Source organism: Clostridium thermarum (genome assembly GCF_006351925.1).
GTDB lineage: Bacteria > Bacillota > Clostridia > Clostridiales > Clostridiaceae > Clostridium_AU > Clostridium_AU thermarum.
On the sequence record NZ_CP040924.1, the window covers coordinates 2,959,439 to 2,981,530 of the forward strand.

At 38.4% G+C, this 22,092-nt stretch carries 17 protein-coding genes and 1 riboswitch; of the genes, 1 reads left to right on the forward strand and 16 read right to left on the reverse strand.

The genetic code is table 11. The annotated features are described in order from the left end of the window. Positions 1 to 52 precede the first annotated feature (52 nt). A complete protein-coding gene (locus FHY60_RS13420) occupies positions 53 to 2,056 on the reverse strand; it encodes a triple tyrosine motif-containing protein (protein WP_139905504.1) in 2,004 nt (667 codons plus the stop codon). Positions 2,057 to 2,217: 161 nt separating this feature from the next. Between FHY60_RS13420 and pulA the strand changes: the two genes are divergently transcribed. Beyond that, the gene (pulA, locus tag FHY60_RS13425) at positions 2,218 to 4,353 is read left to right on the forward strand and encodes a type I pullulanase (RefSeq protein ID WP_139905505.1); all 2,136 of its coding nucleotides are present in this window, start codon (positions 2,218 to 2,220) and stop codon (positions 4,351 to 4,353) included. A 136-nt stretch (positions 4,354 to 4,489) separates the two neighbouring features. Here pulA and FHY60_RS13430 read toward each other — a convergent pair whose 3' ends face one another. The 15 genes from FHY60_RS13430 to FHY60_RS13500 all read right to left on the reverse strand — a co-directional run bounded on the left by FHY60_RS13430 (position 4,490) and on the right by FHY60_RS13500 (position 22,014). Then, a complete protein-coding gene (locus FHY60_RS13430; protein WP_139905506.1) occupies positions 4,490 to 4,936 on the reverse strand; it encodes a YaiI/YqxD family protein in 447 nt (148 codons plus the stop codon). A 1-nt stretch (position 4,937) separates the two neighbouring features. After that, positions 4,938 to 6,287 carry a glucose-6-phosphate isomerase gene (locus FHY60_RS13435; RefSeq protein ID WP_139905507.1) on the reverse strand — a complete coding sequence of 450 codons (1,350 nt, stop codon included), beginning with the start codon at positions 6,285 to 6,287 and terminating at the stop codon, positions 4,938 to 4,940. 127 nt (positions 6,288 to 6,414) lie between these two features. Continuing rightward, entirely contained in the window at positions 6,415 to 8,127 is a 1,713-nt protein-coding gene (locus FHY60_RS13440; RefSeq protein ID WP_139905508.1) for an ABC transporter substrate-binding protein, read from the reverse strand. Between the two features lie 140 nt (positions 8,128 to 8,267). Further along, entirely contained in the window at positions 8,268 to 9,800 is a 1,533-nt protein-coding gene (guaA, locus tag FHY60_RS13445) for a glutamine-hydrolyzing GMP synthase (protein WP_139905509.1), read from the reverse strand. Positions 9,801 to 9,817: 17 nt separating this feature from the next. Beyond that, positions 9,818 to 11,272: an IMP dehydrogenase gene (guaB, locus tag FHY60_RS13450; protein WP_139905510.1), complete on the reverse strand. Its 1,455-nt coding sequence runs from the start codon at positions 11,270 to 11,272 to the stop codon at positions 9,818 to 9,820. A 130-nt stretch (positions 11,273 to 11,402) separates the two neighbouring features. Then, positions 11,403 to 11,500, reverse strand: a riboswitch (purine riboswitch). Positions 11,501 to 11,692: 192 nt separating this feature from the next. Next, positions 11,693 to 12,448 carry a prepilin peptidase gene (locus FHY60_RS13455; RefSeq protein WP_139905511.1) on the reverse strand — a complete coding sequence of 252 codons (756 nt, stop codon included), beginning with the start codon at positions 12,446 to 12,448 and terminating at the stop codon, positions 11,693 to 11,695. Between the two features lie 138 nt (positions 12,449 to 12,586). Next, the gene (locus FHY60_RS13460) at positions 12,587 to 14,266 is read right to left on the reverse strand and encodes a GspE/PulE family protein (RefSeq protein ID WP_139905512.1); all 1,680 of its coding nucleotides are present in this window, start codon (positions 14,264 to 14,266) and stop codon (positions 12,587 to 12,589) included. 54 nt (positions 14,267 to 14,320) lie between these two features. Continuing rightward, entirely contained in the window at positions 14,321 to 14,755 is a 435-nt protein-coding gene (locus tag FHY60_RS13465) for a type II secretion system protein (protein WP_139905513.1), read from the reverse strand. A 143-nt stretch (positions 14,756 to 14,898) separates the two neighbouring features. After that, positions 14,899 to 15,513, reverse strand: coding sequence for a hypothetical protein (locus FHY60_RS13470; RefSeq protein ID WP_139905514.1), 615 nt, complete (start codon positions 15,511 to 15,513; stop codon positions 14,899 to 14,901). Between the two features lie 5 nt (positions 15,514 to 15,518). Then, a complete protein-coding gene (gene pilM / locus FHY60_RS13475) occupies positions 15,519 to 16,967 on the reverse strand; it encodes a type IV pilus biogenesis protein PilM (protein ID WP_139905515.1) in 1,449 nt (482 codons plus the stop codon). A gap of 12 nt (positions 16,968 to 16,979) precedes the next feature. Next, the gene (locus FHY60_RS13480) at positions 16,980 to 18,176 is read right to left on the reverse strand and encodes a type II secretion system F family protein (protein WP_139905516.1); all 1,197 of its coding nucleotides are present in this window, start codon (positions 18,174 to 18,176) and stop codon (positions 16,980 to 16,982) included. Positions 18,177 to 18,187: 11 nt separating this feature from the next. After that, positions 18,188 to 19,867, reverse strand: coding sequence for a GspE/PulE family protein (locus FHY60_RS13485; protein ID WP_139905517.1), 1,680 nt, complete (start codon positions 19,865 to 19,867; stop codon positions 18,188 to 18,190). A 67-nt stretch (positions 19,868 to 19,934) separates the two neighbouring features. Further along, entirely contained in the window at positions 19,935 to 20,384 is a 450-nt protein-coding gene (locus FHY60_RS13490) for a type II secretion system protein (RefSeq protein ID WP_139905518.1), read from the reverse strand. Between the two features lie 198 nt (positions 20,385 to 20,582). Then, on the reverse strand, positions 20,583 to 20,717 hold the full coding sequence (locus tag FHY60_RS18530; RefSeq protein WP_279230385.1) for a hypothetical protein: 135 nt from the start codon (positions 20,715 to 20,717) through the stop codon (positions 20,583 to 20,585). Continuing rightward, the gene (locus FHY60_RS13500; RefSeq protein WP_139903760.1) at positions 20,707 to 22,014 is read right to left on the reverse strand and encodes an IS91 family transposase; all 1,308 of its coding nucleotides are present in this window, start codon (positions 22,012 to 22,014) and stop codon (positions 20,707 to 20,709) included. The genes FHY60_RS18530 and FHY60_RS13500 overlap by 11 nt, the downstream gene beginning before the upstream one ends. Positions 22,015 to 22,092 lie beyond the last annotated feature (78 nt).

The following is a 22,092-nucleotide window of genomic DNA, read 5'->3' on the forward strand; positions in this document are numbered from 1 at the left end:
ACCTCCAGCCTCAACTACTAAAGTCTGACATCTAACTTCCAGCTTTTAACTTCTAATTCACATTGAACTCCATGATATCATAGTCCTCATAAGCGCCTTCATTATACATACTCTTTACAAGGGCTAAAATTTTATAGTTTCCCTGCTTATAGGGGATAAAAGTATAGTAGTTCATCTTGCTGTACTTTTGAACCAAAATCCAATCCCCATGCTCCATGAGATAGAATTCATAGTATAAATCCTTCCCCCCCTGTGCTTCCACAGAAAATATAACCGGCTCATTTACCTTTATATTGATCTTATCCCATAGTATCTTAGTATTTGAAACCGGAAGGGCATCTATAACATTGAGTTTGATTATTTTTTTAGAATCAAACACTGCCAAGCTGCTTTTGTCCTTTGCCATAATCTCCAGCACATAACTTCCCCGGCATTTAGGACTTAAAAAATACCTTTTACTACTAATATAATCTGTTTCCTCTACCGTATGCCCATTTATCTTCAAGACGTACTTTATAAGGGTATCCTGTGTACGCCTTGTAATGACATCAAATTTAATGTTGTCGCCTACAATATAATTCTCCTTAGAAGGCATCAATACATAATCTATCTCTGCCGGCAGGTACTTCTTAACCTCCAGATGTATGATTTCATGGCTGTCGTACTCTTTCTTTGAGTACTTATCCTTAACCCTTATCTCCATTTCAAAGTTACCGACTTCTTCAGGAGTATAGTTTACCCAATTACAGCTTCCGTAATCAACTCTTTCTAATTCTTTTCCACCCTTTGAAATAATAAAGGAATATCTTAAATCCGTACCACCGGTGGCAATAACCTTAACATTTATCTTTTCACCTATGACAAAATCCTTGTCCTTACTCATAGCAATCTCTGTTATTTTAACAGGATTATTTGAAACCTCATCTATAACAAACTCCATCACAGCCTCTTTTTCAAATTTACCGGTAAAGCTTTCATCTTTTACCCATAGGCTGAGCTTATACTTTCCTGCTCTTTGAGGTTTCCATATGTAATTACTTTGTTTTATGTAGCCTGAGTCTGAGGCACTGTTGCCCTCTACAATAAACCGGTACAGCAGCCTTCTGCCTCCCTTTACTACTGCCTTAAGCTCTATGCTGCTGTCCACAATCTGAGGTGATAGCATGTCACTGGTGAAGCTCTGGATTTGTATTTCGTTATAAAGCTTTACCTTGTAATCTATAATTGCCCTATCATCAAACTGATTCTGGGAGTACATATCCTTAGCCATGCAAAGGAGCCGGTAATTGCCTGCCTCCTTTTCCACATAGCTCACCATTCTCTTTGTGGAATAGTCCTGAAGCACATCCGCCTTGCCGTTAGCATAGATCTTTATGAACTTAAAGAGCACCATCCTGCTGTCTTCATGCTTGGCTTCAACTTGAAATACAAGCTCCTGGTCTACAAGCATATCCGTAGACAGGCATCTAAAATCTGTTATTTCCAAATTTTCTATGGGCAATACATTAAATTCTACCTTTTTAAAATCGTCATAGCTATTTCTTGAATCAAGAGCTCTGCATTCTACCAGAACTTCGTGCTTCCCTGGATTTTTTACTGTTAAGGTCAAGGTGTCCTCTGCACTGTAGTCCCTAATCAATTCCCATTTATCCGAGGTCTTTATCCAATATTTATATACTACCGGCAGTTTGTTGACGGAAACAGTCAGTCTCTGCTTGTCTCCTATCTTAAGTTGACTTCTTTCCAGGGATACGTTGTTTATAAGCTTAGTGGTTGCCTTTCCTATTATGTAATCCATCCTTGCAACATAGTCAAAGGGCCTTGTGCCTTCTACTTTTTTAGCTTGTACCATTATAATATATTTCCCATCTTCCTTAGGTGTCCACACTACAGCATTTTCTTCTCCAAAATCCTTTAGTGTATCCCACACCCCGTCATAACCTACAATAAATTTATATAGAAGCTTCTCATCATTGAACCTTCCCACAGAAATTCTAATCTCATTGTTTTTACTAGCGGGACTTGGTATACTAAAACTGATTTCCATCTGGCTCATAGATTGCACCACCTAATCTTTAGATTATATAACAATTATACTATATTTGTCATTTTTTGCTAGATGATATTGCACTTTTTTTCATATCATTATGGGGTTTAAAATTCTAAGGCCGTATAATATAATAGTACAGTAATTTCAATATAGGAGGACTGGATTTAATGCAGTTACTAAGATGCTCCCTCATTAATTTTACCACAATTTCTCTATTTGTTGATGATATTTCTCAATTTGATTATAGAAAGCTCACTGTGAAAAACGGTGAGGTTACAATACTGACCGATGATTATACAACCTACGCCAACGAAATAATTCTAAAGCTTAAGAGCATGGTTGATATTAAGTTTCACTGCATTATTTCTTATGATGACCTCTCAAAAAGTGTAAGCTATCATTCCTTTTGCTCTTCCAAAGAATTTCATGACAAGTATTATACAGAGGAAAAACTTGGAGTAGACTACCACAAGGAGGGTTCTACCTTCCGGCTTTGGGCTCCTGCTTCTACTTCTGTGAATGTGCTTATCTACGAAAGCGGAGACTTTACTCTCCCGGAAAAGCCTAGAAAGTATCCCATGTCAGATACCAATGGACTGTGGGAAGCAAGGGTAAAAGGAAACCTTAAAGGCTATTTCTATACCTATGAGGTTAAAGTGTATAATGAAGTAAACGAAGTGGTGGATCCTTATGCTGTGGCCTGCGGCGTAAACGGCCTAAGAGGAGCTATTGTGGATTTGAAAGAAACAAATCCAACCGGCTTCCGTACCTACAAGGCTCCTGAAATTAACAACTACACCGATGCAATTATATATGAAGCAAATGTCAGGGACCTTTCCATCCATCCTGACAGCGGTATCAAGCATAAGGGCAAGTATTTGGGACTTGCCGAGGAAGGTACGGAATCTTCCAAGGGAGTTTCTACGGGCCTTGCACACATATTGGAGTTGGGTGTAACTCACGTACAGTTGATGCCTGTATTCGACTATTCCTATCTCAGTGTAGATGAAAGACATCCTTATAAATATAACTGGGGTTACGATCCGCAAAACTATAATATTCCTGAAGGTACCTACTCCACCGATCCCTATAATCCAACCTGTAGAATATATGAGCTAAAAAAGGCCATAACCCAGCTTCATAAGAACGGTTTAGCTGTGATAATGGACGTAGTATATAATCATATTTACAAATATGAGGACTCTAACTTGGAGAAGATCTTTCCGGGCTATTACTTCAGAGCCTACGAGGACGGTTCCCTATCCAACGGCAGCGGCTGTGGTAATGACATTGCCTCCGAAAGGTCCATGGTAAGAAGGTTTATTATAGATTCTCTCTTGTATTGGGCTACAGAGTATGATTTTGACGGCTTTAGATTTGATTTGATGGGCATTCACGATGTGGATACCATGACAGAAATCTGTGAAAAGCTTAAGTCTACCGGCAAAAACCTAATGCTCTATGGTGAAGGCTGGCACCTAAACACAAATCTTAGAGAGGACCAAAAGGCTAACATATATAACAGCTTCAAGCTCAAGGAAGCAGGTTTCTTTAACGACTTAATCAGAGATACCATTAAGGGCAGCGTATTTAATATCCATGATAAGGGCTTCGTAGGTGACGGTGAGGGAAAAGCAGATACCATCAAGTTTTGTGCAGTGGGTTGCTCCCTTGACTGGTTTAATAAGCCGGCGGCCTTCTACTCCCCTTCACAGAGTATCAACTACTGCAGCTGCCATGATAATTATACCCTATGGGATAAACTTAAACTAAGCTCTCCCTATGTCTCAGAAGAGGAGCTGAAAGCTATGAACAAACTGGCAGACGGCATTGTTCTCACCTCCATGGGGGTGCCCTTCCTCCATGCCGGTTCTGAGTTTTGCAGAACCAAGGAGGGAGTAGAAAACAGCTACAACAGCACCGACACAATAAACAGGATGGATTGGCACAGGAAGTCCAAATATTTAGATGTGTTTGAGTACTATAAAGGGTTAATCAGGCTTAGAAAAGAGCACAGGGCCTTTAGGCTGTATGACCGAGCCCAGATAAGTGACCACATAGAATTCCTGCCCGGCGGTAGGAGTTCAGTAGCCTTTATGATAAAAGACCATGCTAACAACGACACTTGGAAAGACATCATAGTGATCTACAATGGCGCCGCTCATGTTAACACCATTCTCATCCCGTCAGGCCAGTGGCATGTGGTAGTCAATAAGCATAAGGCCGGAACGGAAGTTATTGAGACTATCGAAGGCGGAAATGTTTCTGTTGAGGCAACCTCCATCATGGTACTTTATCGATAGTTTTTCAATGAGTAATTAATATGAGTAAATAAATAATGGTGGATTTTTCTCCGCTTTTCTAAAAAATCTTATAATTTTAACAATAAAGGCAACCATGACGGGTTGCCTTTAAATTTCAATATAATATCTGCCTTGATTACTGTTCGCTTATGGATGCTCTTATAAGTCTGAAAAGATTCTCTTCCAGCCTTCTGTCATCCTCTGCAGTTCTCTTTTTAGGGTTGGAGGTTCTGCCTCCGGCCCTTCTTATTTCTGACTTTATATGTCTTTCCATCAAAAGTCCTTCTATGTTTTTATCATCAAATATATATCCGGAGGGGCTTATGCATTTTGCTCCCTTGGGCAGGCATAGGGCTGCAACACCGTAATCCTGTGTTACAACTATATCCCCTCTTCCGCAGTTATTTACAACATACATATCCACACTTTGAAAGCCGCTGTCCACTACCTTTACTTCTGCATACTCACTGTTGATTATATGATGAATATCACAAAAGATAATCAGCAGAAGCTCAAAGCTTTTGGCCACCTTCTCAATAATGGTCCTGCCTGCACAGCCATCTCCGTCTACAATAATCTTCATATTACAGTCTGCCTTCTAATTCAGCCTTTAAATCCTCATAGCCTGGTTTTCCAAGAAGGGCAAACATGTTTTTCTTGTAAGCCTCAACTCCAGGTTGATCGAATGGGTTAATTCCAAGTAAATATGCGCTGATACCACAAGCCTTTTCAAAGAAGTAAACCATATAGCCAAAGTAGTATGGGCTTAACTCCGGAACATTTACTACTATATTAGGTACTCCACCGTCGTTATGAGCAAGCAGTGTTCCCTGGAAAGCCTTCTTGTTTACAAAGTCCATAGTCTTTCCTGCCAAGAAGTTAAGGCCGTCTATGTTATCTTCGCTTGCTTCTACTACAACTTCCTTTCTTGGTCTTTCTACATTAATAACAGTTTCAAATATATTTCTTCTTCCTTCTTGGATATATTGCCCCATGGAGTGAAGGTCTGTGGAGAAGTCAACTGCTGCAGGGAACAGACCTTTATTGTCCTTTCCTTCGCTTTCTCCAAAGAGCTGCTTCCACCATTCCCCGAAGAAGTGAAGAGCCGGCTCATAGTTAACAAGTATTTCTGTAGCCTTACCCTTATTGTAAAGCACATTTCTTGCTGCGGCATACTGATAGCATTCGTTATTTGCAAGATCATCAGTTGCATAAGCTTCTCTTGCAGCTGCTGCACCCTTCATCATTTCGTCTATATCAATACCGCTGGCAGCTATAGGAAGTAGACCAACTGCAGTTAATACAGAGTATCTTCCTCCCACATCATCAGGAATTACAAAGGTTTCATAGCCTTCTGCATCTGCTAAGGACTTTAGTGCTCCTCTTGCCTTGTCTGTAGTAGCATATATTCTTTCCCTTGCTCCATCCTTGCCATATTTCTTTTCCATATATTCCTTGAAAATTCTAAAGGCCAGTGCCGGCTCAGTAGTTGTTCCGGACTTGGAGATAACATTAACGGACAGATCCATGCCTTCTACAGCTTCTAATAAATCTGCCATGTATGTTGAGCTTATATTATTTCCAACATATAGTATCAAAGGTGCCTTTCTGTTTTCCTTTGTAAGTATATTGAAGAAAGAGTGATTGAGCATTTCTATAGCTGCTCTTGCCCCAAGATATGATCCGCCGATACCTATAACTATAAGTGCATCGGAGTCTCTTCTTATTTTTTCTGCAGCCTTCTTTATTCTTACAAACTCTTCCTTATCATAATTTACCGGAAGATCAACCCAGCCTAAGAAATCACTGCCGGCACCGGTTTTATTATGTAACACATTATGTGCACTTTTCACCATTTCAGACATGTAGTCTATTTCATGTTTTCCAACATATGGACTTAACTTTGATAAATCTAAAGTAATCTTATTAGTCATTTAAATAAACCCTCCTCTTTTTCTACCTTATAAAATTTTATTATTATATAAAAATTAAATCAAGCCTCTGCCACAAAAAAAACTTCTATTTTTACATATTTCGATATCAAAATCAACTTTACTACACCTATTCTTCTTCATTTATTATGGAGAGCTTATAGGCTTCTGCAGTCCATTCCTTGTAGGGTGCCACACTAAGTCCGGTAATTCTCATATTCACTGCAAGTAACTCCTTATTTTGATTGAGGTATAGGTAGGGAAGTTCTTCGTTAGCTAGTTTGCCCCAAGAATTATATATTTCTTTTCTTTTTTCTATATCGCTTTCCTTCAAAGCCGCTTTAATCAATTCTTCGCTTTCATCATTTCTCCAACCTACAGCATTGTAACCTCCGGGCACATCTTCCTTGGCGGAGAATATTGCAGAAGGGTCCGGGTCCGCTGTTAGAAACCAGGACATATTGTACATTTCAAAGTCTCTGGAGTCGTAGACCTTTTCTACCAACTGCTGAAAGGTCATTTCCTCCACGGTGACGTCTATTCCAAGCTGCTTCCAATCGTTTATTACTGCAGTTTTCAGAGCATTTACATACTTATTGCCTTCGTAGGTTGACCACTTTATCGTAAATTTATTTCCGTCCTTATCATATCTGTAGCCATCCTCTTTTTTGGTCCAGCCTGCTTCCTCTAAAAGGCTCTCAGCCTTAGCTTTATCATAATTGTATTCATTTATTCCCTGGGGATATGCCCAGGAACATTTTGCAAAGGGTGTATTATAAACAGAACCAAACTCCCCATAAAAGTCCTGAACAAATTTAGCCCTGTTTAAGCCATATAAAAGTGCCTGCCTAACCTTTTTGTCTTTAAATCTCTCATTTCTCAAGTTTAGTCCTATGTACTGATAGCCGTTGTTGTCATATAAATGTAAATCCGCAAACTCCAAACTCTGAAGGTAATTCACATTTTCTAAATTGGCACTTAGCCTAACCATGTCAATTTCACCCCTGGCCAATTGCTTTAAACCTTCATTCCCCGGTGTTTTCTTAAGAATTATGTTATTAATAGAAGGAACTCCTTTCCAATAATATTCATTTTTCTTTAGCTTTATGTCTGATCCTTCATTATATGCTTCCACTGCATAGGCACCGGCTCCAATAGGTTTTGTGAACAAGGCCTTTAACTTGCTAATTTCTCCCTTCTCAAAGCCATAATAGGCCTTTGGCAGAATTCCTATTTGAAAGTCGTAAATAAGCGAGGAGTCACTTTCTCTGAAGTAGAAGGAGATCTCATACTTGCTATCAATTTGTATGCCTATGACATCCTCTTCCTCTCCCATTTTATATTCATTATAGCCTTCCAAAAGTCTCATATGGGCTGCATAGGGGCCATCATATGAGGGATCACAAATTGCAGTGAAGGTAAAGGCAACATCCTCAGTGGTGAGCTCTGAGCCATCGCTGAATTTTACTCCTTCCTTCAGCTTAAAGCTGTACTTTTTCCCTTCCTCCTCTACTTCCCAATTTTCCGCTATATTAGAGACTATGTTTCCGCTTTCATCCTGAGAAAGCAGTCCCTCAAATACAAGATTGGTTGCCCATAGGTCATAGTTGTCTGTGGTATAAAGGGGATTTAGCTCACCTTTAAAATCATTAACTCCTGCAATTATGGTATCTTTTCTATTTTGGGCTGCCTCAGGTATTCGCTTCTTGTTACCTATGGTTATTATTTCTTCATACTGCTTTACCTCTCTTTTAACTTCGTATTCTTCCTTCTTCCAAAAGCATCCCGACAAGACAAAGGTAGTCATACAAAAAATTGCTATAAGCTTATCCCTCTTTCTCATCCCCTTGCACCTTCCCTCAATATTTGTACCTATTATATTATTGTCATTTATGTGATTTCCTATTATTTATCAAATATATATAGTAGGTGTTGATGTAGGGAAATTTACTCTAAAATCAAAACCTACTTTGTAAACTCAGATTATTCCCACTCAATAGTTGCCGGAGGCTTAGAAGTTATATCGTAAACAATTCTGTTTACTCCCTTAACCTCGTTAACTATTCTTCGGGATATTTTGTCCAGTACTTCATAAGGTATATGGGCCCAATCGGAGGTCATTCCATCAGAGCTGGTAACAGCTCTTAGTGCTACAGTATGACAATATGTTCTTTCATCCCCCATAACACCTACAGATTGAATATTGGGCAGGCAGGCGAAATACTGCCATATCTTGCCTTCCAGGCCCGCATTGGCTATTTCTTCTCTGAAAATAGCATCTGCCTCTCTTGTTATAAAGAGCTTTTCTTCAGTAACTTCTCCAAGTACTCTTATGGCAAGGCCTGGTCCCGGGAAAGGTTGTCTCCATACTAGGTGATGGGGTATGCCCAATTCTTCACCAACAGCTCTCACTTCGTCCTTAAAGAGCTCTCTCAGTGGCTCTATAAGCTTTAGGTTCATGTCTTCAGGAAGTCCCCCTACGTTGTGGTGGCTCTTTATGGTGGCGGAAGTGTGGGTACCGCTTTCAACTACGTCAGGATATATGGTTCCCTGTACAAGGTAGTCAATTTCACCCAGCTTATTGGCTTCCTCTTCAAATACTCTTATAAATTCTTCACCGATGATCTTTCTCTTCTTTTCCGGTTCAGAAATGCCCTTTAATCTATTCAAAAATCTCTCTTGTGCATTTACCCTTATCAAGTTCATATCGAACTGCTTCTTAAATATCGCCTCAACCTGATCTCCTTCGTCCTTTCTAAGCAAACCGTGGTCCACGAAAATACAGGTAAGCTGCTTGCCAACGGCCTTATGTACCATTACCGCAGCTACGGAGGAATCTACACCGCCGGATAGGGCACATAATACCTTCTTATCTCCAACCAATTCCCTTATTTCTTTTATCTTAGCTTCTGCAAAGGAAGCCATTGTCCAGTCGCCTTTTAGCTTACAAACCTTAAATAGGAAGTTTGACAGCATATCCTTTCCAAAAGGAGTATGTTCAACCTCAGGATGGAATTGTACTCCGTAAATTTTTCTCTCTTGGTTTTCCATGGCTGCAATTGGGCATTCTGGAGTGGCCGCAGTAGCTACAAAACCTTCTGGAAGCTTGGAAACAAAGTAAGTGTGGCTCATCCAGCACTGATTTTTGCCTTCAAATTCTCTAAACAGGGCTGAAGCTCCAGATAAATCTATTTCTGTCTTACCATATTCCCTCTTGTCTGCACTTTTAACTTCTCCTCCCAGCATATAACCAATTAGCTGGTGGCCGTAGCATATTCCCAATATGGGTATATTAAGCTCAAATAGCTTTGGATCAACTCTCGGTGCTCCCTCTTCAAATACGCTGTTGGGTCCGCCGGTAAAAATTATTCCCTTTGGATTTTTTGTAATTATCTTTTTTAATGAATAATGGTAAGGCACTATTTCACAGTATATGCCGCACTCTCTTACCCTTCTTGCTATTAGCTGATTGTACTGGCCACCGAAGTCAATAACTAAAACTAACTCTTTTTCCATCTGTTTTCCTCCACTCACTATTGATTCACGCTGTAGTTTGGCGCTTCCTTTGTAATAACTATATCATGGGGATGACTTTCTCTTAAACCTGCTGCGCTCTGTACTACAAAGTTTGCAGTTTCATATAGCATATCTAAGTTTTTGGCTCCAAGGTATCCCATTCCTGATCTCAGTCCGCCTATCAGTTGATAAATTGTCTCTGATACCGGTCCCTTATAAGGCACTCTTCCTTCAACGCCCTCCGGTACAAGTTTTTTGTTACCTTCCTGGAAGTATCTATCCTTACTGCCGCAGTTCATGGCTCCCAGGGACCCCATACCTCTGTATACCTTATAGCTTCTGCCTTGATATATTTCTGTTTCTCCCGGTGATTCCTCACAGCCGGCAAACATTGATCCCATCATAACAACAGAGGCTCCGGCAGCCAATGCCTTTACTATATCTCCGGAGTACTTTATTCCTCCGTCGGCTATTACCGGTATACCATACTGTCTGGCTACTTCCACACAGTCCATTACAGCGGTAAGCTGTGGAACACCTACTCCTGCAACCACTCTTGTAGTACATATGGATCCAGGTCCTATTCCAACCTTTATGCAGTCAGCTCCGGCTTCAATTAAGTCCTTTGCAGCTTCAGCTGTGGCAATGTTTCCTGCTATAACCTGAAGGGATGGATAGGCTGCCTTTATCTTCTTAACACCTTCAATAACCCCTCTTGAATGTCCGTGAGCTGTATCCAGCACAACCACATCTACAGAAGCCTTCACCAAGGCTGCTACTCTTTCCATCATATCTGCTGTTATACCGATGGCTGCACCGCATAATAGTCTTCCTTGTGCATCCTTTGCTGCATTAGGGAATTTCTTAACCTTTTCTATATCTTTTATGGTAATCAAACCGGTTAAATTATTTTCACTATCCACTAGAGGCAGCTTTTCTATTTTATTCTTCTTTAAAATCTCCTTAGCCTCTTCTATAGTTGTTCCTTCTGGTGCAGTTATGAGCTTTTCCTTAGTCATAACCTCACCAACTTTTTTTGTATAGTCAGTTTCAAATACTATGTCTCTGTTGGTGATAATGCCTACAAGCTTTCTGCCCTCTGTTACAGGCACTCCTGATATTCTATACCTGCTCATTAATTGCAGAGCTTCCTCAATTGTATTTTCTGATGAAAGATAGAAAGGATCCTTTATAACACCGTTCTCTTGACGCTTAACTCTATCCACTTCCAAGGCCTGCGCCTCTATGGGCATATTTTTATGGATAATTCCAATACCGCCTTCTCTTGCTACCGCTATAGCCATCTTTGATTCCGTTACCGTATCCATTCCCGCACTCATAATCGGAATATTTAATTTAATACTCTTAGTCAGGTTGGTACTTAAGGTAACCTCCTTAGGTAAAATTTCTGATTTGTTCGGTACTAGTAACACATCATCAAAGGTGTAAGCTTGTTTTAATATTTTTGCCATCCATCAATCATCCCTTCTTTTAATATTTCCTGGGTAACAAATTTAATTTAAATAAAAAAGTTATTGCTAAAATTTATCAAAACAAAAAAGCATATTAATCTTCCTATAGCGAAAATTAATATGCGTATACGCAAAACTAACCCTCGCTCATAGTCGGAAATTTACGGCATCCGGTAGATACTCCCATCCATATCATGGGTATATATGAGCAATTCTTACAATTACTATTCAATTTTTCCACGTACTAATGCTTGATTTCATTTTAGATTATCCCGCGAACTTTGTCAATCGCGTCATCTTGCCCTAAAACGTTATCAATTAAAATATTTTATGGGACATCAGATATAAAATTCATCGCGGAACACACAGAAGACCCAGTAAGAAATATTTATTCCTACCGACAAGGAGAGTAGCTATTCCCTAATAAGGCCAGTACCATTTTACAATAACGTCTCCTGCCATGGCCCCAATTATGGCGCCAAGGGCTATATAGGGACCAAAAGGTATATAGTCCTTTCGTGACTTTTTTCCTGTAATCATAAGAATTATACCAATGATACCGCCAAGTACAAAGGAGAAGAACAGCATGACTATACTATTGGCAAAGCCTAGATATATGCCTCCCAGGGTACATATTTCCACGTCACCCCAGCCCATGCCCTTTGTTAGCAGTATAATAGCCGTAATGACGCCGCCACCCAGAAGGGCCCCGTACAATCTGTCCATAAATGAATGACCCATGAAGTAACCTGCTATTGCAAGCAAAAGACCACAGACTATGCCGCCCCAGGTAATTGAAGTATATACATCTGTAGTATCATAATCTATCAGTCCTATAATTATCATAAAACTGGCCATTACTGCAAACTTTAAGAATTCAAAAGACAGACCATATTTTATATATAAACCTGCAAAGACCAAGCCTGTAAGCAGCTCCACAAGGGCGTACCTGGCAGATATTTTTTCTCCGCAATACCGGCATTTCCTGGCTAAAAATACGTAGCTAAAAACCGGAACTAAATCTAAGACTTTTAATCTGGTATTGCAGCGCGTGCAATGTGATGGTGGAAAGACTATAGATTCATCTCTTGGTATTCTGTAAATACAGACATTATAAAAGCTGCCCAATAATAAACCGATTATAAAGGTATAGATAATTAAAAAATCAAATCCCACCACTTAACCTCCTATGATTTTCCTTAAGATCATTTAATAAGATAATTATACCAAGATTCTACAGTGTTGTCTAAGAAATTCCGTTATCTTTTGCAGTATGGCAAATATTCCTAGCCTTCCACCACTTTAGAGCTTCTGTCATTCATTAGCTCCGTAGGTTACTCTCAATAGTTCTTCTACGGTAGTTATGCCGCTCAGGATCTTTCTTTTGCAAGCCTCCCTTAGCAGGGTCATCCCGTTCTTAATAGCTGCATCTTCTATTTCTCTCTCCGGTCTCCTTTCATCAATTAACTGCCTTAGGTCACTGTTAACAGACATGACTTCATATATGCCCGCCCTTCCCTTATAGCCTGTATTATTGCAAAAGCTACAGCCCTTTCCTGATCTTATAGTAACAGGAAGCTGTAGTCCCAATAATTTCATTTCTCTTATATCTGTTTGGTGCTCATACCCACAGTTAGGACATATTTTTCTGACAAGTCTTTGGGCTATAACTCCTGCCACAGTTGAGGATAGCAAGAAGGATTCTATCCCCATATTCTCCAATCTGGTTATGGTACCTACAGCATTATTGGTATGAATGGTGGAGAGCACCAAGTGGCCTGTCAGAGCTGCCCTTACTGCAATTTCTGCAGTCTCACCGTCTCTGATCTCACCCACCATGATGATATCGGGATCTTGCCTTAGTATACTCTTTAACCCATTGGAAAAAGTAAAGCCTACCTTTGGATTTATCTGCATCTGATTAATTCCCCTGAAATTATATTCCACCGGATCTTCTATGGTAATTATATTTTTAGTTTCATCGTTCAATATATTAAGAAAGGTATACAGGGTTGTAGTTTTTCCGCTGCCTGTGGGCCCTGAAACCAGGATTATGCCATATGGCTTTGCAATTATTGATTTCATCTTTTTCATATCCGCTTCTTCTACTCCCAAGGTGTTGAGGTTCATAATAAAGTTACTCTTATCCAGGAGTCTCATGACGATTTTTTCTCCCCACATGGTTGGGGCCGTGGATACCCTCAAGTCAAAGTTCCTATCCTTAACCCTATAATTGAACCTTCCATCCTGGGGAATTCTTTTCTCTGCAATATTCAAGTTTGACATTATCTTTATCCTGCTTACTATCGGATCCAACATCCCAATATTGGAGTTCATCATTTCCCTTAAGACTCCATCTATCCTAAACCTAACCCTAAACTCAAATTCCTCCGGTTCTATGTGTATGTCAGAAGCCCCATAGTATATTGCACTCTCTATGATAGTGTTTAAAAACTTAATTATTGGAGCATTATTTTCTTCCTCATCAGCAGTTGTAACTATATTCTTTTGTCTGATACCATAGGTTTTAGCAAAATCTTCTATTGCTTCTTTAGCTTTTCGTTGCCCATAGTACTTTTCCAGGTTATTTAAAACAGACTCTCTTCTGGAAATTGTAGTTTTCACCAATAGACCACTGTGCAGCCTTATTTCTTCCAAAGCATAATAGTTTAAGGGATCTGCCATAGCCACGAGAAGTTGTCCGTTAACAACTTCTACAGGAAGTAATTCATGCTTTCTAGCCAGGCCTTCCGGAATTATATCTATTATCTCCGGCGAAATGTTTATAGTGTCTAAATTTATATACTGTATGCCCAACTGGCTCTTTACTGCCTCAATAATTTGATCTTCTGTAGTGAAGCCTTCCTTCACAAGAATTTCACCTAGTTTATTTCCAGTGTTCTTCTGCAGCTCCAAAGCATTTTGGAGGACTTCTTCGGTGATGACACCTGAACTTACAAGTATTTCTCCCAGTCTTTTATTTATCTTTGGCATAACAATTCTCCTTATAAAAATATGGATGCCGAAACATCCATTTTGATATTTATGTTATCTTGTAATTGTAACTTCGTTGACTTTGGTACCTGAATTGTCAATCCCATAAACGGTATAACCGTTACTACCATGAATAACTACCACATCACCATTGCTTGGATTTCCTGTGCCTACATGTATTGCTCCGCTATTGTCTGTACTATTATATCCCACTGAATTGTCAAAGGGATTTGTTAATGCGTTATCGCCTGTTGCGGTGATCGGAAAAGCATTTTCTAAGGCCTTTTCTAAATCGCCTTCTGTCTCCAAAAAATTCGCACCGGTCTTTGTTTCCAAATATGCTCTTACCGTATTTACATTAGTAACTACTCCCGCATTTTTAGCATTGCTCTTAAAAATGCCAGATCTTGGTACAAGTACTACAGCCAGTATAGCTATTACAGCTAAGACAATCATAAGTTCAATAAGGGTAAAGGCTTTTTTCTTCATATTATTTCCCCCTGAAAGTCATATTTTTATTTTCAATCTTAGAATGCACCATTTTTCTATAATTATTACACCTTCTTTTATAACCATATAAACACAAAAATCCAGCCAATGAAGCTGGATTTTTATCAAATTTGTTAACCCTATTAATTGCCAACAGAAATTTCCAAAAGTTTTAACTGAACCGATACAGACTGAGCCGCAGTATCTGCTGTATTTAAAATACTAACGCCCTCTTCTGCCATGCTGGTTATATCTATGCTGGTAATTATAAATTTTCTGTCGGTGATGGTTCTTATTTTTTCTATAAAGTTTTCAACCTTTCCCTTTTCTCCACTAAAGTCAAAGGTAATAAGCTGCTTTTTATATTTGCCGTAGAGCTCTTCATTCTCAGTTTCTCCACCTGTACCTTCCAGAGGCAGCACAGCACCTTCCTCACTGAAGGATAGTGTGTCTCCTGAGATTCCGTATTGTTTGCAGGCAGCATAAAAGTCTCTTATTAAGCTTTGATTATCTGCAGGTTTAAGTGTATTATCACCGCCTAAGCTTTTTAATTTCTCATCCACCCTCTTCTTAATATTCTCAAGGTCCCGGCTTTTTAATCTTAAATTCCTCACCTCATCCTGAAGATTATTATAATTTTGCTCCCCAACTATTAATTCCTCATTCTGAGGTTGAACAAAATATGTATATATTGCATAGTTTATCCCTATAGCAACCAAGATTAACAGTGTTATTATTTCAATTTTTTTCTTATCCATATATATCACTCACCTTTATAAGGCTTAATTATTTTCAGCTGAAATTGCGCCTCCCTTTCGGTATCATCTAGTTTTATAGTTTCAATATTAACTTTCTCAAAGATCTCAATTTTGTTTATGCTCTCAGCTAAAATAACCTTATCAATAGTACCACTTACAATAAAATTCAAGCTTACATTTTCCGGGTCTATATGAAAGCTTTTTATATAGGCGGTTGATGGAAGAGCCTTCCTCAAAGCTTCTATATAGGGCGTATAATCTATATCCATCTCTTCCAACAGCTTAGCTGCCTCTTCCCTTTGATTAAGTTCCGTCTCTGTTGCCAACAGTTCATTGTAGCGCTGGTCTACTTCATGGAGTTTAACTTTTTCTTCTATTAAGGCTGTAGTATCCAACTTCTTAAGCTTACTATCCTTATAGATAAGAAAGCCTACAGGCCACAATATTGAAATAACAAGCAGTACCGCTGCCAAAACAGCAATAGGCAGATTTTCGTTCCTCTTAATTTTTTCCTTATTAAATCTTGCGAAATTTATATCTCTATTGTATTTTCTCTTAATAGGAGTAACTGCGCCTATAATGTCCGCAAAGAGGTTTTTATCAATGCCCTCTTTAGTCTCTATGGTTCCGTTGGTCAGCTTAATACCGGAAACCATACTCACCGGTATCAGCTCTTTTAGTTCATCTAAGAAGGCCTGATTATTCCACAGTTTTCCTGTAATATATATCTTATCTACTCTGTTTCCAAAATGTCTGGTGGAGTAAAAATTTAAGAAGTAGAGCATTGAGTCCAGTACTTCATCAAATTCTCCCTGAAGCAGGTCAATTTCCGAATTGGTCCTGGAATATAGAAATATACTGCCCTTTTCCAAGATAGTAATATTAGCTTTATTCTCACCAATATCAAAAACTGCTATACTTTTATCCCTTTCACCATGAAAAAACTTCTCTATGCATACTGGATATATGGTTAAAGTATCTATTTCCAAGTTATGCTTTATGACGTAATCCACTATTGCCTTTAACTTGTTTTTAGGGAACAAAACCAGCAATATGGTAAATTTTTTTACTTCACCTTTTTCTTCGTTGACAATAGTGTAGTCATAATCATAGTCTTCAATGTTTAAGGTAAAATATTCTTCAATATTATTAGTAATAAACTTATCTAGATCTTTTTTACTTATGACAGGGCTCTGGATAAGTCTTGTAATAATCCCATCCTGGGCAATTATTACCTGTACTTCTTCAGCTGTCAGCTTTTCCCCAGCAATAAAGCTCTTAAAAGCATCAAATTGAATATCTGAATAAACTAATTCTCCATTTTCCCCTGTAGTTTCTATAAGGGCAAACTCTCTGCTTTCAGTTATGGTTATATTCCTTCCAGATTTTTTTACTATGGATAAATTAACCTTATCCTCTGTAAATCTCAGGACAATATTTCCTGTTCTTCCCATTGTTACTCCTCCCTACCTAAAGCTGCCGGTCATGTTCATAACCGGCATTGCTATAGTCAATATAAGCACTGCTACAAATATTCCTATTACCAGGGTGAAGGCTGGTTCTATAATGGCCATGAGCTTAGAGACCTCCGCTTCAATTTTCTTATCATATATATTGGCAAGATTACTTAGGGACTCCTCAAGCCTGCCGGTCTCCTCCCCAACTCTTATCGTTTGTACCACAATGGGTTCAAATATGTTTTGCTTTTCTAAAGAGCTGGATATAGCTCTTCCGTTTATCAATTCATTTTTTACATCTTCGATTTTTACTGCCATATATTGGTTATCTACCAAAAGCTTCAGGCTGTCCATCAAATTCAGCATTGGTACTCCGGATTTTAAGAACAGTGCCATACTCCTGGAAAATCTGGCGGTGATCATATGAATTCTAAACTCACCAAGCATAGGCATCTTGAGTTTTATTTTATCAATATAATAGGCTGACTTTTCATGCCTGGTAGCAAAGATGAAAGTAAAAGCTAAAGCCGTAACAGTAAGCAAGATATAAGCAAAATTACCATTTAAAAAATTCATAAACCCCAGCAGCATTTTTGTAGCTGCCGGTAGATTTTCCATATCTGAAAACAAGCTTCCCAATTCCTCAAATACGAAGATATTGAAAAAGGCAATCATTCCTATTGCCACCACCAGCAGCATGGCCGGATATATGGAAGCAGTAACTATTTTACTCTTAATTCTGGCCTCCCTCTCATAAAAGGCTTCCATATTGATAAATGCTTCGTCCACATTACCGCTGAGTTCTCCTGAAGCTACCATATCACAGAGAAGTTTGGGAAAGGCATTGGTATCCTGCATAGCTGAAGCCAATGACCTTCCCCTTCTTACATTTGCATGTACGATTCCAACGATTTTTTGCAGTTTTTTTTCCTTCATCTGTGATTGCAAAACTTCCAGCCCACTCAATACATTAAGGCCTGAGTTTAATATCATGCCCATCTGTCCGCAAAAGTTTGCAAGTTCACCGTCTTTTAATTTGAGTCTTGAAAAACTGATCTCATTGAAATCAAAGGCCTTTTTAATATCAATGACAGTAAGCCCCTGCAGCTTCAACCTATCCTTGGCAGTCTCTATATCTTCCTCTTCAATTTTGCCTTTTACAACTTCAAATTTGCTATTCCAAGCCTTGTAGCTGTATTTATCCATAATCTATTCTCCTATTCGTTGGTGCTATAAGTTACTCTTAATAACTCTTCCACAGTGGTAGCACCACTGAGAACCTTTCTTTTACAAGCCTCTCTTAATAAGGTCATACCGTTTCTTAAGGCCGCTTCTTCTATCTCTCTTTCCCGTGTTTTTTCATCTATGAGCTGCCTGAGCTCAGCATTTATTGGCATAACCTCATATATACCTATTCTTCCCTTATATCCGGTATTATTGCATAAACTGCAGCCCTGTCCCCTTCTTATGGTCACAGGAGACTGTAGGCCAAGTATTCTCATTTCTCTTTGGTCTGTCACATGGTTCTCACCACAGTTGGGACATATCTTTCTAACAAGTCTCTGGGCAATTATCCCCACAATGGTGGAAGACAACAGGAAGGGCTCAAGTCCCATATCCTCCAAACGGGTTATGGTACCTGCAGCACTATTGGTATGGATGGTAGTGAGCACAAGGTGGCCGGTTAGAGCAGCTCTTACCGCAATTTCTGCAGTTTCCCCGTCTCTTATTTCTCCTACCATTATGATATCCGGGTCCTGTCTCAATATACTTCTTAAACCGGAAGCAAAGGTAAAACCTATCTTTGGATTTACCTGCATTTGATTAATACCTTTAAAGTTATATTCTACCGGATCCTCAATAGTTATAATATTTTTTGTTTCTTCATTTAATATATTTAAAAAGGAATACAGGGTGGTAGTTTTTCCGCTGCCTGTAGGCCCACAAACAAGAATAACTCCATAGGGCTTTGTTATTAAGGATTTCATTTTTTCCATATCCATATTTTCTATGCCAAGAGTATTCAGGCTTAAATTAAAGCTACTCTTGTCCAAAATTCTCATAACAATTTTTTCGCCCCACATTGTAGGTGCAGTAGACACACGAAGGTCAATATTCTTCTCCTTAACTCTATAATTAATTCTACCGTCCTGTGGAACTCTCTTTTCTGCAATATTAAGGTTGGCCATAATCTTTATTCTGCTTACCACCGGATCCAACATATCGGCATTGGTCCTCATCATTTCCTTTAAAACGCCGTCTATTCTGAATCTTACTCTGAACTCCGTCTCCTCCGGCTCTATGTGTATATCAGAAGCTCCATTGAGAATGGCACTTTCTATGATGGTGTTTAAAAACTTTATTATGGGCGCGCTATTCTCGTCTTTCTCGTTGGTTTGAATAACTTCCTTAGGCCTGATACCGTAAGCCCTGACATAGTCATCTGCCGCTTCCTTGGCCTTACTCTGTCCATAGTATTTTTCTATATTGTTTAATACAACTTCCCTTCTGCATATGGCAGTTTTGACCAACAGCCCGCTGTGAAGCCTTATTTCTTCTATGGCATAGTAATTTAGCGGGTCCGCCATTGCAACAAGGAGTTGTCCATTTACAACTTCCACCGGAATAAGTTCATGCTTTCTTGCTAAAGTTTCGGGAATAGTATTTATTGTATCCTGTGCTATATTGATGGAATCTAAGTTTATGTACTGTATGCCCAGCTGATTCTTCACAGCCTCCATTATTTGGTCTTCTGTGGTAAAGCCTTCAGACACCAGAGTTTCACCAAGCTTCTTGCCACTATTCTTTTGCAGCACCAATACCTTCTGGAGGATTTCCTCAGTTATAACGCCAGAGCTTACAAGTATCTCACCTAGTCTCTTCTTTACCTTTGCCATGATAATTCTCCTTATAAAAATATGGATGCCGAGACATCCATATTTTTGTTTTTATGTTATTTTTATGTTACTTTTGGATTGTTACTGAATCTACTTTTGCTCCACTATTATCTATACCAAACACGAGATAAGATGATGATTTTAGAATAACAACCACATCACCTTTATTAGAAGAAAAATCTTTAGTTTCATCTGTATCAACAGTTATTGCTCCCACATCAGTTGTAGCATTATATCCCTTTTGAGTGTTATCAATAGGATTAATTAATGTATCATCATCAGTAGCGCCAGTAAATGCTCCTGCAAGCGCTTTTTTTAGTTCCCCTATATTACCGATGAAATTGTTGCCAGTCTTACTTTCCAGGTAGGCTCTTACAGTATTTACATTAGTAGTAACCCCTGCATTCTTTGCATTACTCTTAAAAACACCGGCTTTTGGCACTAGTACTACAGCTAAAATAGCTATAACTGCCAGCACTATCATAAGTTCAATTAGTGTAAATCCCTTCTTTTTCATGTATTTTCCCCCTTAAATCATTAAACTATCAATTTATTACATTTTTCTTATATTATATATCAATTTTAACTAATATACAACAATATTTTTGTAAAATCGACAATAATTTTATAATTACTGAAAATAATAACATTTTTTTATGTTTTTTAATAAAAAAATCCCCTAACGGGGACTCTCAATAGAGTGGCTAACGCCACTCTATTGCTTTTCAATGTCACCGGTAAAATAAAAGTCTGCATTACAACGAGGGCATACCAAAATAGGCATTCCCAAATCTTCACATTTAGAGTCTTCCTCAAGAATCTCATCCATGTATGCAATCTCATCTACCACAAAGGCTGGGGCCCACTCTTCGAAACCGCACTTGCGGCATTGATATTTGTACACAATTTCTTTCTCTATTGGATTGAGTTCGTAATAATATTCGTCTATTGGATCCATCTGGTTTATCCTCCTTATAGGTTGATTCCCTTATATCATATATCAAACCATAGTCATCATGCCAGATTTTCCATAATTCCATTTCTTTTTTACACTTTCTGCATTCTAATGGATTTCTATCAAAAGTCTCTATTATTCTCTGCTTCCACCTCTTTTTTTCTTGTTTCTTTTTTCTATTTAGAATATCTGAAATCTTTAACTGTTTAACAAACTTATACAAGTGTATTATTTCTTTAGCCAAAGCATTTTTCTTCCTTGAATATAGACCATACCTTCTAACGCACTTAAAGCCTTTTTTATGAATTTGTTGTACCAGCTTTCCAATGAACGTTAATACATCCAATGTAACTTTTATATGTTCACCGGTATCATGGTCTTCGTACCAAAAGGTTACATTCTCACCATCATAGCTTTCAATTCTATACTCTGCTATCGCAGCTCTTGCAAGATATCTCCCTATGTATTTAGTGGCTTTTTTCATATCTGTAAGGGCTCTGTCTGCATTAACATAAAAACCATCTTTATATACCCTGTACAAGGTACTAATTAATTTTCTAGTTTTATAATCCTTAAAATATTTCTTTATGATATCTAAAACAATTTTTTGCCAAGACTTCCTTAGGTATTCATATGGTATATATTCTACCGGCTTCCACCAGCTATATTTATTGTTAATAGCCCCTTCCGTAACAAGTGCATGCACATGAGGATTCCATTTTAAGTCTCGTCCAAAAGTATGAATTACCGCTATTACACCCACCTCATAACTCTTGCCCTTATGTTTTTTGTACCAATAGTCAATTACTTGATAGACTCCGTCCATCAGGTCTTTAAGCATCTCTCTTCTTTTATAAAAATAATTTCTAAGTTCCTCAGGTATAGTAAATACGCTATGTCTATGTACTACATTTAGCATATTCTCTTGCTGCTTTTCTACCCATTTCAGCGTGTATAGCCTTCCACATTTCACACAGAACTTACTTTTACAAGTGAACCCTACTTTAATACTCTCTCCACAATTGAAACACATGTACTCAGCGTAACCTTTATTAATTTCTCCACAATGAAGAGATTTTTCAACGACATTAAAGATATGCTCTCGCATATCTTTAGGCAATCTATATGATAACTTATCTTTGAATTCATACCATTTATGTTCCAGAATCATTTTTATGGTTATCTTATTCATAGCAATCACCTAGATAAATACAGATACACTTAAATAATCGAAGTTATCCACAATTTCTTAAATACATAATTTCCTATA